The organism is Neoaquamicrobium sediminum (genome assembly GCF_013240295.1).
GTDB lineage: Bacteria > Pseudomonadota > Alphaproteobacteria > Rhizobiales > Rhizobiaceae > Aerobium > Aerobium sediminum.
This window is the reverse complement of the sequence record NZ_JABETK010000001.1, coordinates 1,984,672-2,006,536: the sequence shown is the minus strand read 5'-3', so window position 1 is coordinate 2,006,536 and position 21,865 is coordinate 1,984,672. Positions and strand designations below refer to the sequence as shown.

19 protein-coding genes and 3 pseudogenes are annotated in these 21,865 nt (G+C 64.1%); 17 read left to right on the top strand and 5 right to left on the bottom strand.

What is annotated here, in order from left to right; genetic code table 11:
* The first annotated feature begins 8 nt into the window (after positions 1-8).
* From HK436_RS09770 to HK436_RS09760, 3 genes are read left to right on the top strand one after another with little or no spacing between them, the layout of a single operon-like run.
* On the top strand, positions 9-629 hold the full coding sequence (locus HK436_RS09770) for a TRAP transporter small permease subunit (RefSeq protein ID WP_173189224.1): 621 nt from the start codon (positions 9-11) through the stop codon (positions 627-629).
* Positions 626-1,978, top strand: coding sequence for a TRAP transporter large permease (locus tag HK436_RS09765; RefSeq protein ID WP_173189222.1), 1,353 nt, complete (start codon positions 626-628; stop codon positions 1,976-1,978). Before HK436_RS09770 ends, HK436_RS09765 begins: the two co-directional genes overlap by 4 nt.
* Before the next feature lie 36 nt (positions 1,979-2,014).
* Positions 2,015-2,191 carry a hypothetical protein gene (locus HK436_RS09760; RefSeq protein WP_173189220.1) on the top strand — a complete coding sequence of 59 codons (177 nt, stop codon included), beginning with the start codon at positions 2,015-2,017 and terminating at the stop codon, positions 2,189-2,191.
* A gap of 4 nt (positions 2,192-2,195) precedes the next feature.
* Here HK436_RS09760 and HK436_RS09755 read toward each other — a convergent pair whose 3' ends face one another.
* Positions 2,196-3,203 carry a hypothetical protein gene (locus HK436_RS09755; RefSeq protein ID WP_173189218.1) on the bottom strand — a complete coding sequence of 336 codons (1,008 nt, stop codon included), beginning with the start codon at positions 3,201-3,203 and terminating at the stop codon, positions 2,196-2,198.
* Positions 3,204-3,413: 210 nt separating this feature from the next.
* Here HK436_RS09755 and HK436_RS09750 point away from each other — a divergent pair, with 210 nt between their 5' ends.
* Positions 3,414-4,637, top strand: a complete 1,224-nt coding sequence (locus tag HK436_RS09750) for an argininosuccinate synthase (RefSeq protein WP_173189216.1) — start codon at positions 3,414-3,416, stop codon at positions 4,635-4,637.
* A 47-nt stretch (positions 4,638-4,684) separates the two neighbouring features.
* Here HK436_RS09750 and HK436_RS09745 read toward each other — a convergent pair.
* Positions 4,685-5,499 (bottom strand): annotated as a pseudogene (locus tag HK436_RS09745) (lytic murein transglycosylase).
* Between the two features lie 152 nt (positions 5,500-5,651).
* On the opposite strand from HK436_RS09745, the gene HK436_RS09740 reads away from it, so the two are divergent.
* The 5 genes from HK436_RS09740 to rpsP all read left to right on the top strand — a co-directional run bounded on the left by HK436_RS09740 (position 5,652) and on the right by rpsP (position 10,383).
* Entirely contained in the window at positions 5,652-6,896 is a 1,245-nt protein-coding gene (locus HK436_RS09740) for a flavin monoamine oxidase family protein (protein WP_194248453.1), read from the top strand.
* A 120-nt stretch (positions 6,897-7,016) separates the two neighbouring features.
* On the top strand, positions 7,017-7,709 hold the full coding sequence (locus HK436_RS09735) for a DUF1236 domain-containing protein (RefSeq protein WP_173189214.1): 693 nt from the start codon (positions 7,017-7,019) through the stop codon (positions 7,707-7,709).
* A gap of 304 nt (positions 7,710-8,013) precedes the next feature.
* Positions 8,014-9,585 carry a signal recognition particle protein gene (ffh, locus tag HK436_RS09730; RefSeq protein ID WP_173189212.1) on the top strand — a complete coding sequence of 524 codons (1,572 nt, stop codon included), beginning with the start codon at positions 8,014-8,016 and terminating at the stop codon, positions 9,583-9,585.
* Positions 9,586-9,592: 7 nt separating this feature from the next.
* A complete protein-coding gene (locus HK436_RS09725) occupies positions 9,593-9,913 on the top strand; it encodes a chorismate mutase (RefSeq protein ID WP_173189210.1) in 321 nt (106 codons plus the stop codon).
* A 41-nt stretch (positions 9,914-9,954) separates the two neighbouring features.
* Positions 9,955-10,383 carry a 30S ribosomal protein S16 gene (rpsP, locus tag HK436_RS09720; protein ID WP_173189208.1) on the top strand — a complete coding sequence of 143 codons (429 nt, stop codon included), beginning with the start codon at positions 9,955-9,957 and terminating at the stop codon, positions 10,381-10,383.
* Positions 10,384-10,460: 77 nt separating this feature from the next.
* On the opposite strand, the gene HK436_RS09715 is transcribed toward rpsP, so the two are convergent.
* The 3 genes from HK436_RS09715 to HK436_RS09705 form a co-directional block, all read right to left on the bottom strand.
* The gene (locus tag HK436_RS09715; protein WP_173189206.1) at positions 10,461-11,840 is read right to left on the bottom strand and encodes an aspartate aminotransferase family protein; all 1,380 of its coding nucleotides are present in this window, start codon (positions 11,838-11,840) and stop codon (positions 10,461-10,463) included.
* 19 nt (positions 11,841-11,859) lie between these two features.
* Positions 11,860-13,353: an NAD-dependent succinate-semialdehyde dehydrogenase gene (locus tag HK436_RS09710; protein ID WP_173189204.1), complete on the bottom strand. Its 1,494-nt coding sequence runs from the start codon at positions 13,351-13,353 to the stop codon at positions 11,860-11,862.
* A 131-nt stretch (positions 13,354-13,484) separates the two neighbouring features.
* Positions 13,485-13,976 (bottom strand): Lrp/AsnC family transcriptional regulator, encoded by a 492-nt coding sequence (locus HK436_RS09705; RefSeq protein ID WP_173189202.1) that lies wholly within the window; start codon positions 13,974-13,976, stop codon positions 13,485-13,487.
* An 82-nt stretch (positions 13,977-14,058) separates the two neighbouring features.
* On the opposite strand from HK436_RS09705, the gene ehuR reads away from it, so the two are divergent.
* The 8 genes and pseudogenes from ehuR (at position 14,059) to eutC (ending at position 21,843) form a co-directional block, all read left to right on the top strand.
* Positions 14,059-15,444: a MocR-like ectoine utilization transcription factor EhuR gene (gene ehuR, locus HK436_RS09700; RefSeq protein ID WP_173189200.1), complete on the top strand. Its 1,386-nt coding sequence runs from the start codon at positions 14,059-14,061 to the stop codon at positions 15,442-15,444.
* A 168-nt stretch (positions 15,445-15,612) separates the two neighbouring features.
* Positions 15,613-16,629, top strand: coding sequence for a TRAP transporter substrate-binding protein (locus tag HK436_RS09695; RefSeq protein WP_173189198.1), 1,017 nt, complete (start codon positions 15,613-15,615; stop codon positions 16,627-16,629).
* A gap of 74 nt (positions 16,630-16,703) precedes the next feature.
* The gene (locus HK436_RS09690) at positions 16,704-17,282 is read left to right on the top strand and encodes a TRAP transporter small permease (protein ID WP_312860534.1); all 579 of its coding nucleotides are present in this window, start codon (positions 16,704-16,706) and stop codon (positions 17,280-17,282) included.
* A gap of 10 nt (positions 17,283-17,292) precedes the next feature.
* Complete coding sequence (locus HK436_RS09685) at positions 17,293-18,576, top strand: TRAP transporter large permease (RefSeq protein ID WP_173189196.1); 1,284 nt, start codon at positions 17,293-17,295, stop codon at positions 18,574-18,576.
* A 26-nt stretch (positions 18,577-18,602) separates the two neighbouring features.
* A pseudogene (locus tag HK436_RS09680) lies at positions 18,603-19,042 on the top strand (universal stress protein).
* Positions 19,043-19,128: 86 nt separating this feature from the next.
* Complete coding sequence (gene eutA / locus HK436_RS09675; RefSeq protein ID WP_173189194.1) at positions 19,129-19,848, top strand: ectoine utilization protein EutA; 720 nt, start codon at positions 19,129-19,131, stop codon at positions 19,846-19,848.
* Positions 19,849-19,856: 8 nt separating this feature from the next.
* Positions 19,857-20,854 (top strand): annotated as a pseudogene (eutB, locus tag HK436_RS09670) (hydroxyectoine utilization dehydratase EutB).
* Positions 20,851-21,843, top strand: coding sequence for an ectoine utilization protein EutC (gene eutC / locus HK436_RS09665; RefSeq protein ID WP_173189192.1), 993 nt, complete (start codon positions 20,851-20,853; stop codon positions 21,841-21,843). The pseudogene eutB and the gene eutC overlap by 4 nt, the downstream one beginning before the upstream one ends.
* The last annotated feature ends 22 nt before the right edge of the window (positions 21,844-21,865 follow it).

Genomic DNA, 21,865 nt, shown 5'->3' with positions numbered 1-21,865 from the left:
AGGACAGTATGGAACGCTATATTCGACTGGCGGACAAGCTTTCTGCATGGTTCGGTAAGGCTTTCGCCTGGTGCGTGATGGTGATGACCCTCGGCGTCGGCTACGAGGTCTTCGCGCGCTATCTCTTCAACAGGCCCACGGCCTGGGCCTTCGATCTCACCTACATGATGTATGGCACCATGTTCATGATGGCGGGCGCCTACGCGCTGTCGCGCGACGCGCATGTCCGCGGCGACTTCGTCTATCGCCTCTGGTCGATCCGCACGCAGGCCACCGTCGAACTGGTGCTCTACTTCATCTTCTTCTTTCCCGGCGTGCTGGCGCTCGTTTTCGCCGGCTGGCGTTATGCCGGCCGCTCGTGGCGCTACCTCGAGGTCAGCGTGATGAGCCCGGCAAACATACCGATCTATCAATTCAAGAGCGTCATTGTCGCCGCCGGCGTGCTGCTGGTCATCCAGGGCATCGCCCAGGTGTTCCGCTGCATCCTGGCGATCCGCACCGGCGAGTGGCTGAAGCCCGATGACGACGTGGAGGAACTGGAAGCCGTGCTGCAGAAGGAAGGACTTTCGGCCATCGCGCATGGCAGCGAAGCAATAGACGTGGTCGAGCCGAGGGAGCCGCGTCGATGACCGATCCGCAAATCGCGATCCTGATGCTGGGTCTGTTCATCTTCATCATCATGCTCGGCTTCCCCATTGCCTTCACGCTGATGGCGATGGGCATCGGCTTCGGCTACTACGCCTATTTCGATGCCGATCGCATGCGGCACATCTTCGACAACCGCGTGTTCGACCTGTTCGTCAATCAGACCTATTCGGTCATGGCGAACGACGTGCTGACGGCGATCCCCCTCTTCCTGTTCATGGGCTACATCGTCGAACGCGCCAATATCGTCGACCGGCTTTTCGAGACGCTGAGCGTCGCCACGCGCCGCCTGCCCGGCTCGATGGCGGTTGCGGCGCTCATCACCTGCGCGCTGTTCGCAACCGCGACCGGCATCGTCGGCGCGGTCGTCACGCTGATGGGCCTGCTTGCCTTCCCCGCGATGCTCAAGGCACGCTACGATTCCCGCTTCGCGTCGGGCGTCATCTGCGCCGGCGGCACGCTAGGCATTCTCATTCCGCCTTCGATCATGCTGATCGTCTATGCGGCGTCGTCCGGCGTATCGATCGTCCGGCTTTATGCCGGTGCGCTTCTGCCCGGCTTCCTGCTGGCCGGGTCCTATCTCGTCTACATCATCATCCGGGCCACGCTGCAGCCAAACCTTGCGCCGCGCCCGCCTCAGAGCGACGAAAAGGTGCCGGTTACCCACATCCTGTGGATGATGCTGACATCGTTCTTCCCGCTGGCAATCCTGATCCTGTCGGTGCTTGGAGCGATCCTCTTCGGGCTGGCAACACCATCGGAAGCTGCCGCCATCGGCGCTCTGGGCGGGCTGCTGCTTGCAGCCGCCTACCGCGCGCTGACCTGGGCGCGTTTGCAGGAATCCGTCTATCTCACCGTACGCACGACAGCGATGGTGTGCTGGCTGTTTGTCGGATCCTGGGTCTTCGCCTCGGTCTTTTCCTATCTCGGTGGCGAGCAGGTTGTCCGCGAGTTCGTCGAAGGCCTGTCACTGACCCCGTTGCAGTTCCTGCTGCTCGCGCAGCTTATCATCTTCCTGCTTGGCTGGCCGCTCGAATGGTCGGAGATCATCATCATCTTCGTGCCGATATTCCTGCCGCTGCTGCCGCTGTTCGACATCGATCCGCTGTTCTTCGGTATCCTGATCGCGCTGAACCTCCAGACATCGTTCCTTACGCCGCCGATGGCGATGTCGGCTTACTACCTCAAGGGTATTGCGCCGCCGCATGTGAAGCTGACGGAGATTTTCTCCGGCTCGCTGCCCTATGTGGCGATGGTGTTCCTGACGATGATCGTGGTCTACAACGTGCCGGCCATCATCTACTGGCTGCCGCAGTTGATGTATGGCCGCTAGCAGGTCTGGCGCGATGTGGAAGGCAAGGAGAAGAAAATGACAGCGGACCGCATGATGGCGGCAATCGCCTTCCTGTTCTTCGCGGGCTTCCTGGGCGTGATCGTCGTCTCGGTTGCGCACCCCATGCTGATCGTCGTCGCGTTGATCGGCATAGCGCTTGCGGCCTACGATTTCGGAACGCAACTTTTCAAAAGGCGTTCAGCTCGTCGCTAGAGCCTCAATCGCGTCCTTGCCGCAGCGCTTGCGGGTCGAAATCGTCCGCCTCTTCGGGAAGCTCGCCCTTCAGGGCGTAGGACCAGCCGTCCCAGCGCCAGACAAGGCCGGTGCCCGGGGTTCCGGCCGGCAGCGTGACGACGTCGGGCCAGCCATGGGAAAGCGAGTTCTGGTCGAGATACAGGAGCACGTTCTCCGTATCGTAGACTGTTTGCCACGCGGCTTCCGCAGCTTGATCGTCCTCGCCACCCTCTGCCGACCCTACTGGCTTCGGCGCGAAGCCGGTTATGTTGCAGCCGGACAGACCGTAATACCATGATGAACCGCACAGCCGGGCAAACAGCACGCGCCTGCCGTCGTCCAGTTCCACCATCGCCACGTCCAGCTTCGGTTGCGATGCGGTCGCTTGCGCGAATGCGGCGATATCGGCTGCGCGCAGCGTCCTGGCGAGATTGATGTACGAGGAATAGGGCGTGAAGGTCACCGGCTGATAGGCCGACATGTCGCGCAGGCTGCATCGTTCCTGAGCACTGGTGATGGCAAGCTTCGATCCGCGCAGCGAAAAGACCAGCGGCGCAGCCTCCTCACCCGAAGTCGCCGCCGGCGCCAGTTCCAGCCGCGAGCCGTTCTTGAGCGGCTCAAGCGCCTCCCTCGGCAGCCTTGCCGTCAGCAGATTGCCGTCCGCTCGCATATCGAGTTCGTACCGCTGACTGCCGACCGAGATCCTTGCAGATCCCGACTTGGCATTCGCGTCTTCGCCCAGATCTAGCACCAGAGACCAGCGCTGCGCCTCGCAGGAAAGCGTGGCGGACACCACTTCGCCGGTGCTCGGCGCGGGCAGCGTCGCGCGCGCCAGCGTCTCGTCCGCAACCCAGCGGTCCGGCTGCTGTGCCGTAGCGGGCTGCCAGGCAATCGCAACGGCCAGCGCCGCGCAGGACAGTGCCAGTCGTCGGCGCCACGCATTGCCGACCAGCCCTTGCATACGCGCAACGCCGCCTGCTTGATACGACAAGTCTTCCTTCCCCTCTTCAACGCATAGAATCAGCCCCGGCAAGTCTATCGATGGCAAAACGGGCGGCAAGACATCGCTATCTCACAATCGGATGAACGGCTTGGGTCCCGATTGCGCGAGCGCGCTTGCCCGGCCCTGCATTCCTGATAAAAGTGCCGCCGATCCTCGCGCGGCGGCCTGCCGCCGCGCATGAAACGAACCGGGGGCGATATGTCCAAACTGAAAGACGTCAAGAAGGTGGTGCTGGCCTATTCGGGCGGCCTCGATACCTCGATCATCCTGAAGTGGCTGCAGACCGAGCTTGGCGCGGAGGTCGTGACCTTCACCGCGGACCTCGGCCAGGGCGAGGAGCTGGAGCCGGCACGCAAGAAGGCCGAGATGCTCGGCATCAAGGAGATTTACATCGAGGACGTACGCGAAGAGTTCGTGCGCGACTTCGTCTTCCCGATGTTCCGCGCCAACGCGCAATATGAGGGCCTGTACCTGCTCGGCACGTCGATTGCGCGCCCACTGATCTCCAAGCGTCTTGTCGAGATCGCAGAGGAGACGGGCGCCGACGCCATTGCGCACGGCGCCACCGGCAAGGGCAACGACCAGGTCCGCTTCGAGCTTTCGGCCTATGCGCTCAATCCCGACATCAAGGTGATCGCGCCGTGGCGCGACTGGACCTTCAAGTCGCGCACCGACCTGATCAACTTCGCCGAACGACACCAGATTCCCGTCGCCAAGGACAAGAAGGGCGAGGCACCATTCTCCGTCGACGCCAATCTTCTGCACTCCTCCTCGGAAGGCAAGGTGCTGGAAGATCCGTGGCAGGAGCCGCCCGAATACGTCCACATGCGCACAATTTCGCCGATGGACGCGCCCGACACGCCCACCGAGCTCGTCATTTCCTTCCGCAAGGGTGATGCCGTCGCGATCGACGGCAAAGAACTCTCTCCGGCGACCCTCCTGGCAAAGCTCAACGATCTCGGTCGCGACAACGGCATCGGCCGGCTCGATCTCGTCGAGAACCGCTTCGTCGGCATGAAGTCGCGCGGCGTCTACGAGACGCCGGGCGGTACGATCCTGCTGCAGGCGCACCGCGCCATCGAATCCATCACGCTCGACCGCGGTGCCGCACACCTGAAGGACGAGCTGATGCCGCGCTATGCCGAGTTGATCTACAATGGCTTCTGGTTCTCGCCCGAGCGCGAGATGCTGCAGGCTTTGATCGACAGAAGCCAGGACGATGTCGAGGGAGAGGTGCGCCTCAAGCTCTACAAGGGCAATGTCATCGTCACGGGCCGTCGTTCGCCGAAGTCGCTTTATTCCGACGCGCTCGTGACCTTCGAGGACGATCGGGGCGCCTACGATCAGAAGGACGCCGAAGGCTTCATCCGTCTGAACGCGCTGCGGCTGCGCACGCTCGCTGCCCGCAAGCGCAAGAGCTGAGCGACTTCCCTCCCTCGCGCGAGGGAGGGAGGGAAATCAACAATAGGTCAGCCGTCGATATCGGCCGCCATGATGGCGATTGCCTGCTGGTAGACGCTGGCGGCGTTCCAGCCCTGGATCGCACGATAGTTCGCCTGGCCGGGCTGGTAGCCACCGCCCGGCCGCCATCCATGGCCGCGCAGGAAGTTGGCGGTCGAGTGAAGCGCATCGGCCTTGCTGCGGATCAGGTCGATGCGACCGTCGCCGTCACCGTCAACGCCGAACTTGACGACGTTTTCCGGCAGGAACTGCGTCTGGCCGACTTCGCCATGAGCCGCACCGATGGAATCGGGCCGCAGCGAGCCGCGATCCACGAGTTGCAGCGCTGCATGAAGCTGCCGGGTGAAGAACTCGGAGCGCCGGCAGTCATATGCAAGCGTCGCAACCGCCGAGACGATGTTCTGGTTGCCCATGAAGCCGCCGAAATTCGTCTCCATGCCCCAGATTGCGAGTAGCACGCCGGGCGGCACGCCGTAGCGGCTTTCGATGCTGGCAAAAAGCTGCGCGTTCTGCTGCTTGAGCTGGCGTCCCTTGCGCACGATCGCCGGCGCCCGCGGCGCTGCATGAACTGGTCGAGCGAGAGCTTGAAGCTCTTCTGGCCCCGATCCGCCTTGATCGTGGCGTTGTTGTAGCGGGTGCCTTCAAGCGCCGCGAGAGCGCGCTGCCCCGCACCGCGGGCCGCCGCCTGCTGACGGAACTCCGCTTTCCAGGTGTTGAAGCCGTTGGCATTGTTGCCGCATTGCTGCGCATGCGCGACGCCGCCTGACAGCCCCAGAGCCAGCATCAACACAGCCAGCACCTTGCCCTTAGCTTTGGCCGCCATTCGTTTCTCCTTGATAGAACGATTCTACGTTGCCAGCGACTTTGCCAGCCTGACGGCGCCTTGTCACCTGCACAGCTAAGTTCTCGCGAAATGCAAAACGCTGGCGCAGGGCGCTGAACTTCAATAACCTGCCATTATTACCGGAGCCTTACATGGAGGGGGCTGTGGGCGATGTCGATGTGGTGATCGTCGGCGCGGGCTCTGCCGGACTGGCCGCCGCCAGACGGTTGCGAGCGGCCGGCAAGAGCGTCACGGTGCTGGAGGCCATGGACCGCATCGGCGGACGCGCCTTCACGTCGAGCGAACATTTCGGCATTCCTTTCGACATCGGCTGCGCCTGGCTTCACGCAGCCGACCGCAACCCGTACTTCCAGGAAGCGCAGGACGCCGGATGGACCCTGTTCCATCACGACATGGCGCTGGATCGGCTTTATTTCGACGACCGGGCTGCCAGCGTCGCCGAAGTCGAGGCTGTCAAGGCCGCCGACCTGGAGATGCAGGCGCTCATCGAGGCCCACGCGGTACCGGAAGACCGCCTCTCATCGTTGCTGCGGCAAGGCCACGCGCTGCGCGCCGCGACCACGTTCTCCGGGCCGATGGACTTCGGCAAGGACGACGACGAGATTTCAATCGCCGACTTCAAGGCCGCCGCCTGCCTCGACCCCAACTATTTCACCCGCGAGGGCTTCGGCGCGCTCGTCGCCCGCTTTGGCGCGGACATATCCGTCGAGCTGTCGACGCCGGTACGCAACATTCGCTGGGGCGGTCCGGGTGTTGCCGTCGGCACCGACCGTGGCACCATACGTGCCCGCGCCGTGATCGTGACAGCTTCTCCAGCAGTGCTGGCCTTCGACGAGATCGAATTCCTGCCGGGCCTGCCGCTCGGTCACCGCGAAGCGATCTTCGACTTGCCGATGGGCATGCTGACCAAGATCCCTGTCGAGATCAGCGGCGGCCGCTTCGGATTGAGCCCGTTCGATGACCTTCTCATCGAAGGTCATGCCCGCCACGACCTCTTCTTTCTGTGCTTTCCGTTCGACATCGACCTCATGGTCGGTTTCGTCGGCGGCGATTTTGCCTGGGAAATGGAAGCGGCGGGCGAGGATGCGGGCGTTGACTATGTTGTGCACCGGCTCTGCGCGATGTTCGGCAACGATGCGCGCAAATATGTCGGGCGCACGACGATGACGCGCTGGAGCGGCGAGCGCTATGTACGCGGCGCATATGCAGCGGCCCGGCCCGGCAAGTCCGCCGCGCGCGCGGCACTGTCCGCCCCTGTCGGCGAACGCATCTGGTTCGCTGGCGAACATCTGGCAGGACCGCTCATCCAGACATGCGGCGGCGCCCGTCTTTCAGGCGAAGATGTGGCCGACAAGGTCATCGCCCACCTTTCCTGACTTCATATCCGGCAAAGCGCCGTAGGGAATCGTGATCCCGGTGCGGTCAAGATTTTGGAACGTTGCCGTTCCTGGCTCGTTATTGCCGCCGAAGGGGAAAACCTCAAAAAGAACATCGCTATGAAATCTCGTCTTTTTCTGTCGGTAGCAGCCGGCGCGCTTCTGGCCTCCGCTTCTCTGGCTGCGGCTCAGACATCCGTCGTGGCAACCACCGACCTCAACGTCCGCTCCGGCCCCGGCCCCCAGTATCCGGTGGTGGGCGCTATTGCAGTCGATGACCAGGCAACGCTCAATGGCTGCATCGAGGGCAGCAAATGGTGTGAAGTGAGCTACGGAGACCTCTCCGGCTGGGCTTACTCCGACTATCTGATCGCCGACAATTCCGGCGTGGAAGTCATCGTCACCGAGCGCCCGGCCGAAATGCAGGTTCCGGTTGCAGTCTATGAGCGCCCCGCTGAACCTGCGCCTGCCGATGGCGGTACCGTGGGTGGCGTAACCGGTGGTGTGACCGGCGCGATCGCCGGTGCGATCATCGGCGGCCCGGTCGGCGCGGCGGTTGGCGGTATAGCCGGCGCGGCTGGCGGCGGCGTAACGGGCAGCATTATCGACCCCGCTCCGCAGGTCCGCACCTACGTCGAGGAGAATCCCGTGGAGCCGGTCTATCTGGAAGGCGAGGTCGTGGTAGGTGCTACACTGCCCGAGACCGTCGAGGTTCGTGAAATTCCGGACTACGAGTATCGCTATGTCTATGTGAACGGACAGCCGGTCCTCGTCGAACCCGGTACGAACCGCGTCGTCTACATCGTGCGCTAATTGCACGAACCACCAATGGGATATTGGGCCGCCCGCTTTGCGAAAGCAGGCGGCCCTTCCCGTTTCAAGGCATTCTCCTTGACTCCGAAGCACTTTTCCTGTCTAGAGCGCGCTGAAATCAGCGACGAGTGACAACTCCGAGCCGCCGACCGGGGCGAAACCTGCTCAAAGCAGGCTGATCCCGGAGGTCAACACCCGGCAGCGCGATGCGCCCCCGGGTGCTTTTCGGTTTTGGCGTTTGGCATGTCGAAGCACAGGCACTACCTCTCTGGCGAACGAAAAAGTCAGGGAACGGGAAAAGCGGATGTTTGAGAGCCTACAGGAAAGACTCGGTTCGATATTGAACGGCCTCACCGGCCGCGGCGCGCTGTCGGAGGCCGATGTCTCGGCAGCGCTGCGCGAGGTGCGTCGTGCGCTGATCGAGGCCGACGTCGCGCTCGAGGTCGTCCGCTCCTTCGTCGACAAGGTGCGCGAGAAGGCCGTCGGCGCCGAGGTGCTGAAGTCGATCAAGCCCGGCCAGATGGTCGTCAAGATCGTCCACGACGAACTCGTCGAGATGCTCGGCGCCGAAGGCGCGACCATCGACCTCAACGCGCCCGCCCCGGTCGTCATCATGATGGTCGGCCTGCAGGGCTCGGGCAAGACCACCACCACCGGCAAGATCGCCAAGCGGCTGACCGAGCGCCAGGGCAAGAAGGTCCTGATGGCGTCGCTCGACACGCGCCGCCCCGCCGCGCAGGAACAGCTTCGCCAGATCGGAGAGCAGACGGGCGTTGCCACGCTGCCCATCATCGCCGGCCAGACCCCCGTCGACATCTCGCGCCGCGCCGTGCAGGCGGGCAAGCTCGGCGGCCACGACGTGGTCATCCTCGACACCGCCGGCCGCACGCATATCGACGAGCCGCTGATGGTCGAGATGGCGGATATCCGCAAGGTCTCGAACCCGCACGAAATTCTGCTGGTCGCCGACTCGCTGACCGGTCAGGACGCCGTCAACCTCGCCCGCAATTTCGACGAGCGAGTCGGCGTCACCGGCCTCGTGCTGACCCGCATGGACGGCGACGGCCGCGGCGGCGCAGCGCTGTCGATGCGCGCGGTGACCGGCAAGCCGGTCAAGCTCATCGGCACCGGCGAAAAGATGGATGCGCTGGAGGAGTTCCACCCCAAGCGCATCGCCGACCGCATCCTCGGCATGGGCGACATCGTCTCGCTCGTCGAGAAGGCAGCCGAAACCATCGACGCGGAAAAGGCCGCGGCGATGGCGAAGAAGATGCAGTCGGGCAAGTTCGACCTGAACGACCTCGCGGACCAGCTCCGCCAGATGCAGAAGATGGGCGGTATGGGCGGCATCATGGGCATGATGCCCGGCATGGGCAAAATGAAGGACCAGATCGCCGCCGCGGGCCTCGACGACAAGATGTTCGGCCGCCAGATCGCCATCATCCAGTCGATGACGAAAGCCGAGCGCGCCAATCCCGACCTGCTCAAGCATTCGCGCAAGAAGCGCATCGCGGCCGGCTCGGGCACCGACGCGGCGCAGATCAACAAGCTTCTGAAAATGCACCGCCAGATGGCCGACATGATGAAGGCCATGGGCGGCAAGGGTAAGGGCGGCGGAATGATGCGCGGCCTGATGGGCGGCATGGCCAACAAGATGGGCCTCGGCGGCATGATGCCGGGCGGCGGCATGCCCGACCTGTCGAAGATGGACCCCAAGCAGCTCGAAGCGCTGCAGAAGCAGGCGGAAGCCGCCGGTCTTGGTGGCGGCATGCCGAAAGGTCTGCCGGGCGGTCTGCCCGGCCTGCCGGGTGGAGGGCTGCCGGGCCTTCCAGGCGGCATGAAGCTTCCAGGGCTGCCCGGCGGCAAGAAGAAGTGAGGCGAGGATGAACGACGCGACACCCATGGACGCGGCCCGCGCGCAGCTTGCCGAATACCGCGCCTCGATCGACAACATCGATGCGGCGCTGATCCACATGCTTGCCGAGCGGTTTCGCTGCACCAAGGCGGTCGGCGTTCTCAAGGCGAAGCACGACCTGCCGCCGGCCGACCCTGCGCGCGAGAGCCAGCAGATCGCGCGCCTTCGTCAGCTTGCTCACGATGCAAACCTCGACCCCGATTTCGCGGAGAAGTTCCTGAACTTCGTCATCCGCGAGGTCATCCGCCACCACGAGGCGATCGCCTCCGGTGCGGATGCCGAAACCTGAAATCAACCGAACGCCGCAGGCCAAACTTTAGGAGAAATGACATGGCACTGAAAATCCGTCTTGCCCGCGCGGGCTCCAAGAAGCGCCCTTACTACCACGTCGTCGTTGCCGACGTCCGCTCGCCCCGCGACGGCCGTTTCATCGAGCAGATCGGTTCCTGGAATCCGATGCTGCCCAAGGACGGCGAGCGCGTGAAGCTCAACGAGGAGCGCATCAAGCATTGGCTCGCCAACGGCGCGCTGCCGACCGACCGCGTCGCCCGCTTCCTTGACGAAGCCGGCCTCGCCAAGCGCGACGCACGCAACAACCCGACCAAGGCGCAGCCCGGCAAGAAGGCGCAGGAGCGCGTCGCAGCCGCCAAGCAGGCAGAGGAAGCCGCCGCCGCAAAGGCCGCGGAAGAGGCCGCTGCTGCTGCCGAAGCCGCCGCCGCTCCGGCCGAGGAAGCAGCTTCGGAAGAAGCCGCTTCCTGATCGCGGTTTTCACTGCTGCATAAGCAAATGGCGGGCCTCGGCCCGCCATTTTTATTATCTGGTGATTGAACCTGGGTTCAGCCCTGGTCGAACACGCTCTTGACCGCCTCGGCAGTCTTGGCAACCACGATGTCGGCTTCCTCGCGCGTCAGGCAGAGCGGCGGCGCGAAGCCCAGTATGTCGCCCTGCGGCATGGCCCGGCCGATGACGCCGCGATCGAGCAGCGCGGCTGCAACCTGCGGCCCGATTTTCCGCGACGCATCGAAGAACTTGCGATCGTCGCGATCCTCGACGAACTCTATCGCCGCCATCAGCCCGTCGCCGCGCACCTCGCCGACATTCGCGTGCCCGCCGACCGCATCCGCAAGCGCGGCCCGGAAATAGGCCCCCGTCTCTCCGGCATTGGTGACGAGATCGAGTTCATCGATCAGTTCCAGATTGGCGACGCCCGCCGCCGCGCAGATCGGATGCGCCGAGTAGGTCCAGCCATGGCCGAGCGAACCCAGCTTGTCCGATCCGTCGACCAGCACCTTCCAGACACGATCACCGACAATCACACCGGAGAGCGGCGCATAGGCCGAGGTGAGGCCCTTGGCGATGGTGATGAGGTCGGGCTTCATCCCGTAATGGTCGGAACCGAACATGGTGCCCAGCCGGCCGAAGCCTGTGACGACCTCGTCGGCGACGAGCAGCACATCGTACTTCTTCAGCACCGCCTGGATCTTCTCCCAGTAGCCGGCCGGCGGCGGCACGATACCGCCCGTGCCAAGGATCGGTTCACCGATGAAGGCGGCAATCGTGTCCGGCCCCTCGGCGAGGATCATTTCCTCGAGCTTGTCTGCGCATTGCTGTGAAAACTGCTCCTCCGACATCGAGCGGTCCTCGCGCCGGAAATAATAGGGCGCCTCGGTGTGCAGGATCGGCGCGCGCGGCAGGTCGAAAGCATTGTGGAAGAGTTCGAGCCCCGTCAGCGAACCGGTCATGACGCCCGAGCCGTGATAGCCGCGCCAGCGCGAGATGATCTTCTTCTTCTCCGGCCGCCCCAGCACGTTGTTGTAGTACCAGATCAGCTTGATGTTGGTCTCGTTGGCATCGGAACCGGAAAGGCCGAAATAGACGCGGCTCATGCCTTCCGGCGCCCGGTCGATGATCATCTTGGCAAGCCGGATCGAGGCTTCCGTGCCGTGGCCGACATAGGCGTGGTAATAGGCAAGCTCGCGCGCCTGCTCCGCGATCGCATCGGCGATCTTCTGGCGCCCGTAGCCGACGTTGACGCAGTAGAGGCCGGCAAAGGCATCGAGGCTCGTCTTGCCGTTCGCATCGGTGATGTAGACGCCCTCGCCACCGGCGATCACGCGGTTGAGAGCTTCTCCCCGCGCGTGCATACCCATATGGGTGGAGGGATGGAAGAAATGGTCGCGGTCCCAGGCTGCGAGTTCGTTGGAGCGGTCGAGCATCGTCTTTCTTCCTTCTTCTTCAGGCTGCGTCGAGGCAGAGATATTTGAGTTCTGTAAAGGCTTCGAGCCCGTGGCGGGAGCCTTCGCGGCCGAGGCCGGACTGCTTGACGCCACCGAACGGCACCGGCGCGCCGGTGATCTTCACCCGGTTGATCGCGACCATGCCATAGTCGAGCGCCCTGCCCATGCGAAGCTGGCGCGCGCCGTTCTCGGTCACGACATAGGCCACGAGCCCGTATTCGGTCGCGTTGGCGCGGGCCACGACCTCGGCTTCGGTGTCGAAGGGCGTCACCGCCGCAACGGGGCCGAAGGTTTCCTCGCGCATGATCGCGGCGCTGTCGGGAACATCGACCAGAAGCGTCGGGTGATAGAAAAGCGATCCGGCTTGGCCACGCTCACCGCCGGCAAGCAGCCGCGCACCGTTTGCAATCGCGTCCGCCACCTGCTCCTCGACCTTGCGCACCGCGCGCTCGTGCATCAGCGGTCCGATCTCGACGCCTGGATCGAGCCCGTGCCCAACCTTGAGCGCGTCGATCCGCGCTGCATAGGCCTCGCAGAAACGCCCGTAGATCGAGCGCTGCACATAGATGCGGTTGGCGGCAAGGCAGTCCTGCCCAGACGTCGCGAACTTCGCATCCACTGCGATCCGCACCGCCTTGTCGATGTCGGCATCGTCGAAGATCATCAGCGGCGCATGGCCGCCGAGCTCCATCACGAGCCGTTTCATCGTCGACGCGCATTGGCTCGCGATCAGCCGTCCGATCTCCGTCGATCCGGTAAAGCTCAGCGCCCGGACGCGCATATCGGCGCATAGTGCGCCAACGATCGTCGCAGCATCGCCGGTAACGATGTTGAACACGCCGGCGGGCAGACCCGCGCGTTCGCCCAGCTCCGCCAGCGCGAGCGCCGAAAGCGGCGTCTCGGAAGACGGGTGCGCCACGACCGTGCAACCGGCGGCCAGAGCAGCGGCGGCCTTTCGCGTCAGCATTGCCGAAGGGAAGTTCCAGGGTGTCACCAGTCCGACGACGCCCAGTGGCTCGCGCCGCACCATCATCTCCGCGCCGGGCAGGTGGCTGGTCACGCTCTCGGCGTTCACGCGCCGGGCTTCCTCGCCGTACCACTCGACGAAGGAGGCGGCGTAGTCGATCTCGCCAAGAGATTCCTGCAGGGGTTTGCCCTGTTCGAGCGTCATCAGCAGGGCAAGGTCATCCCGTGCCACTTTGATCAGGTCGAACCACGTTCGCAGCACTGCCGCCCGCTCCTGCGGCAGCTTCGCCTGCCAGACGGACAACGCCGCAGATGCCGCGTCGATCGCGCGACCGGTTTCCGCTTCGCCAAGCGATGCAACCCATGCCAGGCTTTCACCAGTGGCGGGGTCCGTGACCTCGAACGTCTCGCCGGCATCCCCCGCCGTCCAGTGGCCATCAACATAAGCGAGTTCCCGGTGAAGCCGACGGTCGGCCAGACTGTCGAGTGCGTCGTGACGCAATGTGGGAGCAAAACGGGCGGACATGGTCGAGCCTCTCGATAGGGTTCGACGGCAACGGTAGCCACGAAGAGGAAGAGAGTGAGACTGTTCCTGTGCCGCCGCGCAGACAGATCGTCTGTGTGGAACGACCAGAAGGGGAGATTCTCTCTACCCTGTCATGCCTCGGGCGGCAGCAACGTGGCCACCGGCAGCGCGATCTCCTCTTTCACCGTGCGGGTGACGATGTAGGTGAAATAGCGGTCGATGCCGATCTCGCGCTCCAGCATGGCATCGATGAAGCGCTGATAAGCGTCGATGTCGCGCGCGGCGACCTTGAGCATGTAATCGATACCGCCGCCGACCGACCAGCAGGCGATGACTTCCGGGCTGCCGCGCACCGCGCGTTCGAAGCGGTCGAAGTCGGCCTGCCGGTGGCTCGCGAGCGTCACTTCGACCAGCACCGTCGCCACCGGCGCGACCAGTCGCAAATCGACCCTCGCGTGATAGCCCGAGATGATGCCGGCCTTCTCAAGCCGCCGCAGCCGCATCCAGCAAGGCGTCGGCGAAAGCCCCACCTTTTCCGCAAGCGCCAGCTTCGTGATCCGCCCGTCGCGCTGGATCGCGTCGAGGATCTTGAGGTCGATTGCGTCGAGTCTGGATGCGGTCATGGATGCGAGCCTGTTGCGGCGACACCATGATGGCGCGCGATTTCGATTGTCAATTGCACTGATTGTGTTCTCTAATGAAGTCATGACAATCTGGCGCCCCGATCCTGCCCTCATACGACGCCCTGCATATCTATCGCTTGCAGACCAGTTCGCGCGGGCGATCCATGACGGGCGGCTGGAAAACGGCACGCGCCTGCCGACCCACAGGCGGCTCGCGGACGAATTGCACCTCTCTGTGCAGACCGTCAGCCGCGCATATGAGGAGCTGATCCGCCGCGGCCTGGTGGCAGGCGAGATCGGCCGCGGTACGTTCGTGCAGACGCGCAAGCCCGAGCCCGTCCCACCCTATCTGCCCGAGCGGCTGGGAGAAGTGATCGACCTCTCGATCCTGAAACCCGTCTGCGAGACGATGCATCACGACAAGATGAAGCAGGCGCTTGGCTGGCTCGCCGAGAACCTGCCGGCCAGCGCGGCACTGTCCTTCCGCCCGAATGTCGTGTTCCCGCGCCACCGCGCCGCTGCGGTCGAGTGGCTGGGCCATTGCGGTCTGGAAACCTCGCAACTCAACGTCAGCGTGACCAACGGCGCGACCGCCGGCATGACGGTGGCGCTGATGGCTGCTGCTCCGCCCGGCTCCACCGTCGCGGCCGAGGCCATCGGCCACCATACGCTCGTACCGCTCGCGACCTATCTCGGCTTCAATCTGGAAGGCCTGCCGATCGACGAAGACGGGCTGATACCGGATGCGCTCGACGAGCTTTGCAGGCACTCAGACATCCGCGCCGTCTTCGTTCAGCCCTCGGTCATCAACCCGACCGCAACGCTGATGAGCAAGGCGCGCCGCGCCGCGATCATCGAGGTGGCGCGACGGCACGACATCACCATCATCGAGAACGACGTTCTCGGGCCGCTGATAGAAGACCGGCCGCCGCCGCTCGCAGCACTCGCGCCGGAGCGCACGCTCTACGTCACAAGCTTCACCAAGATCACCGTTCCGGGTCTCAGGATCGGTTATCTGGCGGCGCCCGACCGCTTCGTTGCCGCTGTTGCCAACCGCCACCTCGTCTCCAACTGGATGGCGACGCCCGTCGTCGCCGAGATCGCCACGAAATGGGTTCAGGACGGCACGGCGATGCAGCTTGTCGAGTGGCAGCGCGCGGCAATCCGCAAGCGCCACTCCATCGCCGCCGAGGTGCTGGCGGATGCACGGTTCCATTCACATGCTGAAAGCCTGCACATCTGGCTCCCCCTGCCGCCCGGCCGCAGCGAGGAAAGCTTCGTATCGCAGGCGCGGCTACAGAACGTTGCGATAGCGCCCGGCCTTTCCTTCCGCACCTCCGAAGCGCCATGGGCGCCCGCGGTCCGCATTTCGCTCGGCTCGACCGACGAGGCAGAGTTGCGGACCGGTCTAGGCGTTGTCGCGAAACTTCTGCTCGCCGACCCCGAGCATCTTCTGCTCGCGATATAGGCGCTGTTGCCCGCCAATTGTGCGGCTAAGCAATAATTGTCATGATATTATTTTCTGATTGACATGATTTACAATCTTCCCTGAAGTAAGGCCATGTCTCGATCGGCACGCCGAGCGGGCGTTTCAAGCCGAACGGCATCAGACTCGGCCAAAACAAGGGGAACCTTCATGCGCAATCTTTCGAAGACCATTTCACGCGGCCTGCTTGCCGGCGTCGCGCTCGCGGTAATGCCGCTTTCCGCACATGCGGACGAGTGGCGCTACGCGTTCGAGGAAGCGTTGAACGAGGTCCAGGGCGTCTACGCGACCAAGTTCAAGGAGTACATCGAGGAGAACTCGGATCACACCGTGACGCTGTTCCCGTTCGGCACGCTGGGCGAGTCGGCCGATATCATGGAGCAGGCGCAGGCCGGCATCCTGCAGTTCGTCGACCAGTCGCCGGGCTTCACCGGCGCGCTGATCCCCGAGGCGCAGGTCTTCTTCGTGCCCTACCTGCTGCCACAGGACGAGACGAAGCTGTTCGAGTTCTTCCGCACGTCCAAGGCGATCAACGAGATGTTCCCTGAGCTCTACGCCCAGCAGGGTCTCGAGCTGCTGACCATGTTCCCGGAAGGCGAGGTCTGCCTGACCACGCAGGAGCCGGTGAAGTCGCCGGCCGATCTCAACGAGGTCAAGTTCCGTGTCATGACCAACCCGCTTCTGGTCGAAGCCTATGCCGCCTGGGGCGCGACGCCGACGCCGCTGCCCTGGGGTGAGGTCTACGGCGCGCTGCAGACCGGCATCATCCAGGGCCAGGAAAATCCCGGCTTCTTCCTAGAATCGACCAAGATGTACGAGGTGACGAACGTCATCACCTGTCTCGGCCACAACAACTTCACGACGGCGATGATGGCCAACAAGGACTTCTTCGACGGCCTCGGCGCGGAAGACCAGGAACTGGTTCAGGCCGCGACCCAGTCGGCATTTGACTACATCCTGGATTACCAGAAGGGCCTCCAGGCGGAGTCGCTTGAGAAGATCAAGGAAGCCAAGCCCGACATGCAGATCAACATCCTGTCGGAGGAAGAGCGCAAGCCGTTCATGGAAGCCGCGGCGGAAGTCGAGAAGGAATTTATCGGCATGACCGGCGACGGCGGCAAGGCGATCCTCGACCAGATGAAGGCCGATCTCGCAGCGGTTGACTAGAGGCTCGTTGCGCGTCCGGGGCCTAGCGTTCCGGACGCGCCGCATTCCGTCCACTCTCGCCGTGGAGAAGCGCCGTGAGCGACCAGACAGTCACCGGCACGCAGACTGAATCAAACCTGCCGGGCCTCCTCGGCGTGATCGATACAGCCATCGCGCGCATCGAAGCCGTGATGCTTGCGGCCGGCGTGCTGCTCATGGCGGCGAACACGATCGCCAATGTGATCGGCCGCTTCGTCCTTCAGAGGAGCATCTATTTTTCCGAGGAACTCAACTCGATCCTCATCGTGCTGATCACGTTCGCCGGCATCAGCTATGCCGCGCGGCACGGGCGCCATATCCGTATGTCGGCGATCTTCGACACGCTGCCGGCGCCCGCGCGCCGGGCCGCGATGGTGCTGATCGCCGTGGTCACTGCGATCTTCATGTTCGGTCTGTGCTGGTATGCCACCGGCTACGTCATCACGCTGGCCGGACGCGGCAGGCTTTTGCCTGCGCTGCAGATACCTGTGTGGTGGATGTACGTCTGGGTGCCTGTCGGCTTCTTCATGACCGGCGCGCAATATGCGCTGACTGCAGTGAAGAACCTGACAGAAAAGGACATCTGGCTCTCGACGCTCGTGCTCGAGGGCTACGAGGAAGACAATCAGGTCTGAGGATCCCGACATGGCACTCACCATCTTCCTCATCATGATCGTGCTGCTCCTCATCGGTTTTCCGATGATGATCCCGCTTATCGCGGCCGCCTTCGCTGGCTTCTTCGTGTTGTTCGGCGGCTTCGGGCAACTGGAGACCATGGTCCAGCAGATGCTGGCCGGCATCCGCCCGGCCTCGCTGATCGCCGTGCCGATGTTCATATTCGCCGCCGACATCATGACACGCGGCACGTCCGCCGGGCGACTGATCGACATGGTGATGGCGTTCGTGCGCCACATCCGCGGCGGTCTCGCCGTCTCCACCGCCGCCGCGTGCACCATGTTCGGCGCCGTTTCCGGCTCCACCCAGGCGACCGTCGTCGCCGTCGGCACCCCGCTGCGCCCGCGCATGCTCAAGGCCGGCTACAAGGACAGCTTCGTTCTGGCGCTGATCGTCAATTCGTCCGACATCGCTTTCCTGATCCCGCCATCGATTGGCATGATCATCTATGGCGTGGTGTCGGGCACCTCCATAGCCGAGCTCTTCATTGCGGGCATCGGCCCCGGCCTTCTGATCCTGGCGATCTTCTCGATCTACGCGGTCATCTATGCGACGCGCCACAATGTGCCGACCGAGCCGAAGGCAAGCTGGGGCGAACGCGCGACGGCCGTCCAGCAGGCGCTGTGGCCGCTCGGCTTCCCCGCGATTATCGTCGGCGGCATCTATGGCGGCGTGTTCAGCCCCACCGAGGCAGCGGCGGCCTGTGTCCTGTACGCGCTGATCCTCGAACTGGTCATCTTCCGGACGATGGGCCTCAAGGAGGTCTATGCGACGGCAAAGTCGACGGGCCTGATCACGGCGGTCGTCTTCATCCTCGTTGGTGCGGGAGCTGCCTTCTCGTGGGTCATTTCGTTCGCGCAAATCCCCCAGCAAATCCTCGAATCCGTCGGCATCGCCGACATGGGCCAGATCGGCGTCCTGTTCGTCATCTCGATTGCATTCTTCATCGGCTGCATGTTCGTCGACCCGATCGTGGTCATCCTCGTCCTTGTGCCGATCTTTGCTCCGGTGGTGGATTCGGTCGGTCTCGATCCGGTGCTCGTCGGCACGATCATCACGCTACAGGTTGCGATCGGTTCGGCGACCCCGCCCTTCGGGTGCGATATCTTCACCGCGATTGCGGTCTTCAAGCGCCCCTACTTCGAAGTCGTTCGCGGCACTCCGCCCTTCATCATCATGCTTCTGGGCGTGTCGGTGGCGCTTATCTTCTTCCCGCAGATCGCGCTGTTCCTGCGTGACCTGGCGTTCCGCTAGTAGGTAAAAGGAAGGGGGAAACGGCCATGTTCAACAAGATCCTGCTCCCGGTCGACGGCTCCGAGCCGGCCATGCGCGCGCTCGCCGTGGCTGCCGATGTCGCCGGCCGCTACGACGCCGAGATGGCCGTGATCTGCGTCTATCGACACCACAGCCCGCTGGAAAGTTCGCTGTCTATGGTGAGGGCTACCGATCCATCCCCGCCAGACAAGGCACTCTCAGAGCATGCACGCGAGGTGGTGCGCGTCGCTGCCGAAGAACTGGAGCGGCTGGGCGTAAGCAAGGTGCGCACCATGGTCAAGCGCGGCCCCCTGCGCGCACCATAGTGAACGTCGCTCGCGACGAGAATTTCGATCTGATCGTGCTCGGCAGCCGCGGGTTGGGAGATGTAGAAGGTTTCCTGCTGGGCAGCGTATCGCACAAGGTGACGAGCCTTGCCTCCTGCCCCTGCCTTACCGTGAAGTGAGCCACTAATGCGTTCGCAGTCTTCGATCATCGAAGGCAGCACCGATCCGTCTTGCCTACGGACGGGTTTCGATCGACCCCGAGCCGATGGAAAGGCGGGTCGGGCTGATCATTCTCGCCACTGATCACACGACCGAGCCGGACTTCGCGCGCATGGTCGCCGGCCCTGGCATCGGCACCTATGTCGCGCGCGTCGCATATGCCAATCCGACGACGCCGCAGAACCTGCGCGCCATGCAGCCGGCGCTCAGCGAAGCGGCCGCCCTGATCCTGCCGGACGAACCACTCGATGCGATCTGCTATTCCTGCACATCGGCGTCGGTCGTCATCGGCGATGCCGAGATCGAGCACTCCATCGCAGCCGGCAAGCCCGGCACGAAAGTGGTCACGCCCACAACTGCAGCGGTGGCCGCTCTTGCAGCGCTCGGCGCGCGCCGCATCAGCGTGCTTACGCCCTACACCGTCGAGACCAGCAGGCCGATGGCGGACTATTTTGCCGCGCACGGCTTCGACATTGCCAGCTTCACCTGCCTCGGCTACGAGGACGATCGCAAGATGGCGCGGATCGCATTGGATTCGATCGTGGAGGCGGCAAGGCAGGCCACTGCGCCCGACGCCGAGGCGCTGTTCATCTCCTGCACGGCGTTGCGTTCGGCCTCTGTCGCTGCCCGCATCGAGGATGCGATCGGCAGGCCGGTCGTCACCAGCAATCAGGCGACGGCATGGACATGCCTGCGCCTCTGCGGTGACGAAACCGCCAAACCCGAATACGGGCGTCTTATGACGCTGCCTTTGCCTACCCGCTGAGCCGCGCCATGACCCCGGCCGCAATCAGCCTCTCCGACATTCTCGCCGCCCGCGAACGCATCGCCGGCAGGATCGAGCAAACCGCGCTCGTGACGTCATCGACACTGTCGGAGACCCTTGGCGTTCCTGTCCATCTGAAGCTGGAGCACCGGCAGACGACCGGCAGCTTCAAGCTGCGCGGCGCGACCAATGCGATAACGCTGCTCGGCGAAGAAGAGCGCAAACACGGTGTCGTGGCGGCGTCCACCGGCAACCACGGCCGCGCGCTTGCCCATGCAGCGAAGGCCGAAGGCATCCGCGCCACGATCTGCATGTCGCGCCTCGTGCCCGACAACAAGGTCTCCGAAATCCGCAGGCTGGGTGCGGAGATCCGCATTGTCGGCAACAGCCAGGATGATGCCCAGGTCGAGGTGGAGCGCCTCGTTGCCGATGAAGGCATGACGATGGTGCCCCCTTCGATCATCCCGGCGTCATCGCGGGTCAGGGAACGCTCGGCCTCGAAATCGTCGACGCGCTTTCAGAGGTCGAGACAGTGCTGGTGCCGCTTTCGGGCGGCGGGCTTGCGGCAGGCATCGCGGCCGCCGTCAAGGGCAGGTCGCCATCGACACGGGTGATCGGCGTTTCGATGACGCGGGGCGCGGCCATGAAGGCGAGCCTCGACGCGGGCGCGCCGGTGCAGGTCGAGGAAGTCGCCTCGCTGGCCGACTCGCTCGGCGGCGGCATCGGCCTCGACAACCGGCTGACCTTCGCCATGTGCCGCGACCTGCTCGACGAGGTTGTGCTGCTGTCGGAGGAAGAGATCGCCGCGGGCATAGCGCATGCCTATGAGGCAGAGCGCGAGATCGTCGAAGGTGCGGGTGCCGTCGGCATAGCGGCGCTTTTGTCGGCAAGGGTGAAGCCGGCCGGACCGACGGTTCTTATCCTGTCCGGCCGCAACATCGACATGGAACTTCACCGCCGCATCGTCTGCGGCGACAACCCCTTTGCCGGGGAGCCCGCAGCATGACCCGCATGACCATCCTCACCGAAGCCGAATTGCGGAACCTCGTGCCGCTCGACCTGGAAGCCGTCGACTGCGTAGAGAACGCCTTCCGCGCGCTGGCCACCCTGCCGGTCGCCATGCCGCCGATCCTGCGGCTCGACATTCCCGAGCATCGCGGGGAGGTCGATGTAAAGACCGCCTATGTTCCCGGTGTCGACGGCTTCGCCATCAAGATCAGCCCCGGCTTCTTCGACAATCCGAAGCTCGGTCTTCCGAGCGTCAACGGCATGATGGTCCTGCTCTCGGCAAAGACCGGACTGACCGAAGCGCTGCTGCTCGACAACGGCTACCTGACCGACATCCGCACGGCGGCGGCCGGTGCGGTCGCTGCAAAGCACCTGTCGCGGGCGGATTCGACCGTCGCGGCGATCTTCGGAGCCGGCGTGCAGGCGCGCCTGCAGCTCAAGGCGTTGATGCTGGTGCGGCCGATCGCCGAGGCGCGCATCTGGGCGCGAGACGCGACCAGGGCCGAGGCGCTGGCAGCAAGGCTGCGCGAGGAACTGGGTATCCTTGTTCGCGCTGAAGCCGACCCGAAGAAGGCGGCATCGGGTGCAGATGTGTTGGTAACGACCACGCCCTCCGAGCAGCCGCTCATCAATGCCGACTGGCTGTCTCCCGGCCAGCATGTCACGGCCATGGGTTCTGATGCGGAGCACAAGAACGAGATCGACCCGGCTGTGGTCAAGCGCGCCGAACCCTATGTCGCGGACAGCCTGAAACAGACCAGACGGTTGGGCGAACTGCACCACGCCATCGAGGCGGGCGCGGTTGCCGGCGATGCCGCCTTCCCCGAACTAGGGGCAATCGTGGCAGGTAAGATGCGCGGGCGCCGGTCGCCGACGGCGATCACCCTTTGCGACCTGACAGGCACCGGTGCGCAGGACACCGCCATCGCCACACTTGCCCGGCAGCGCGCGGCGGCGGCCCGGGCAGGAACGATTTTCGAAAGCTGACCAAGCGAGGAACCCCCACTTC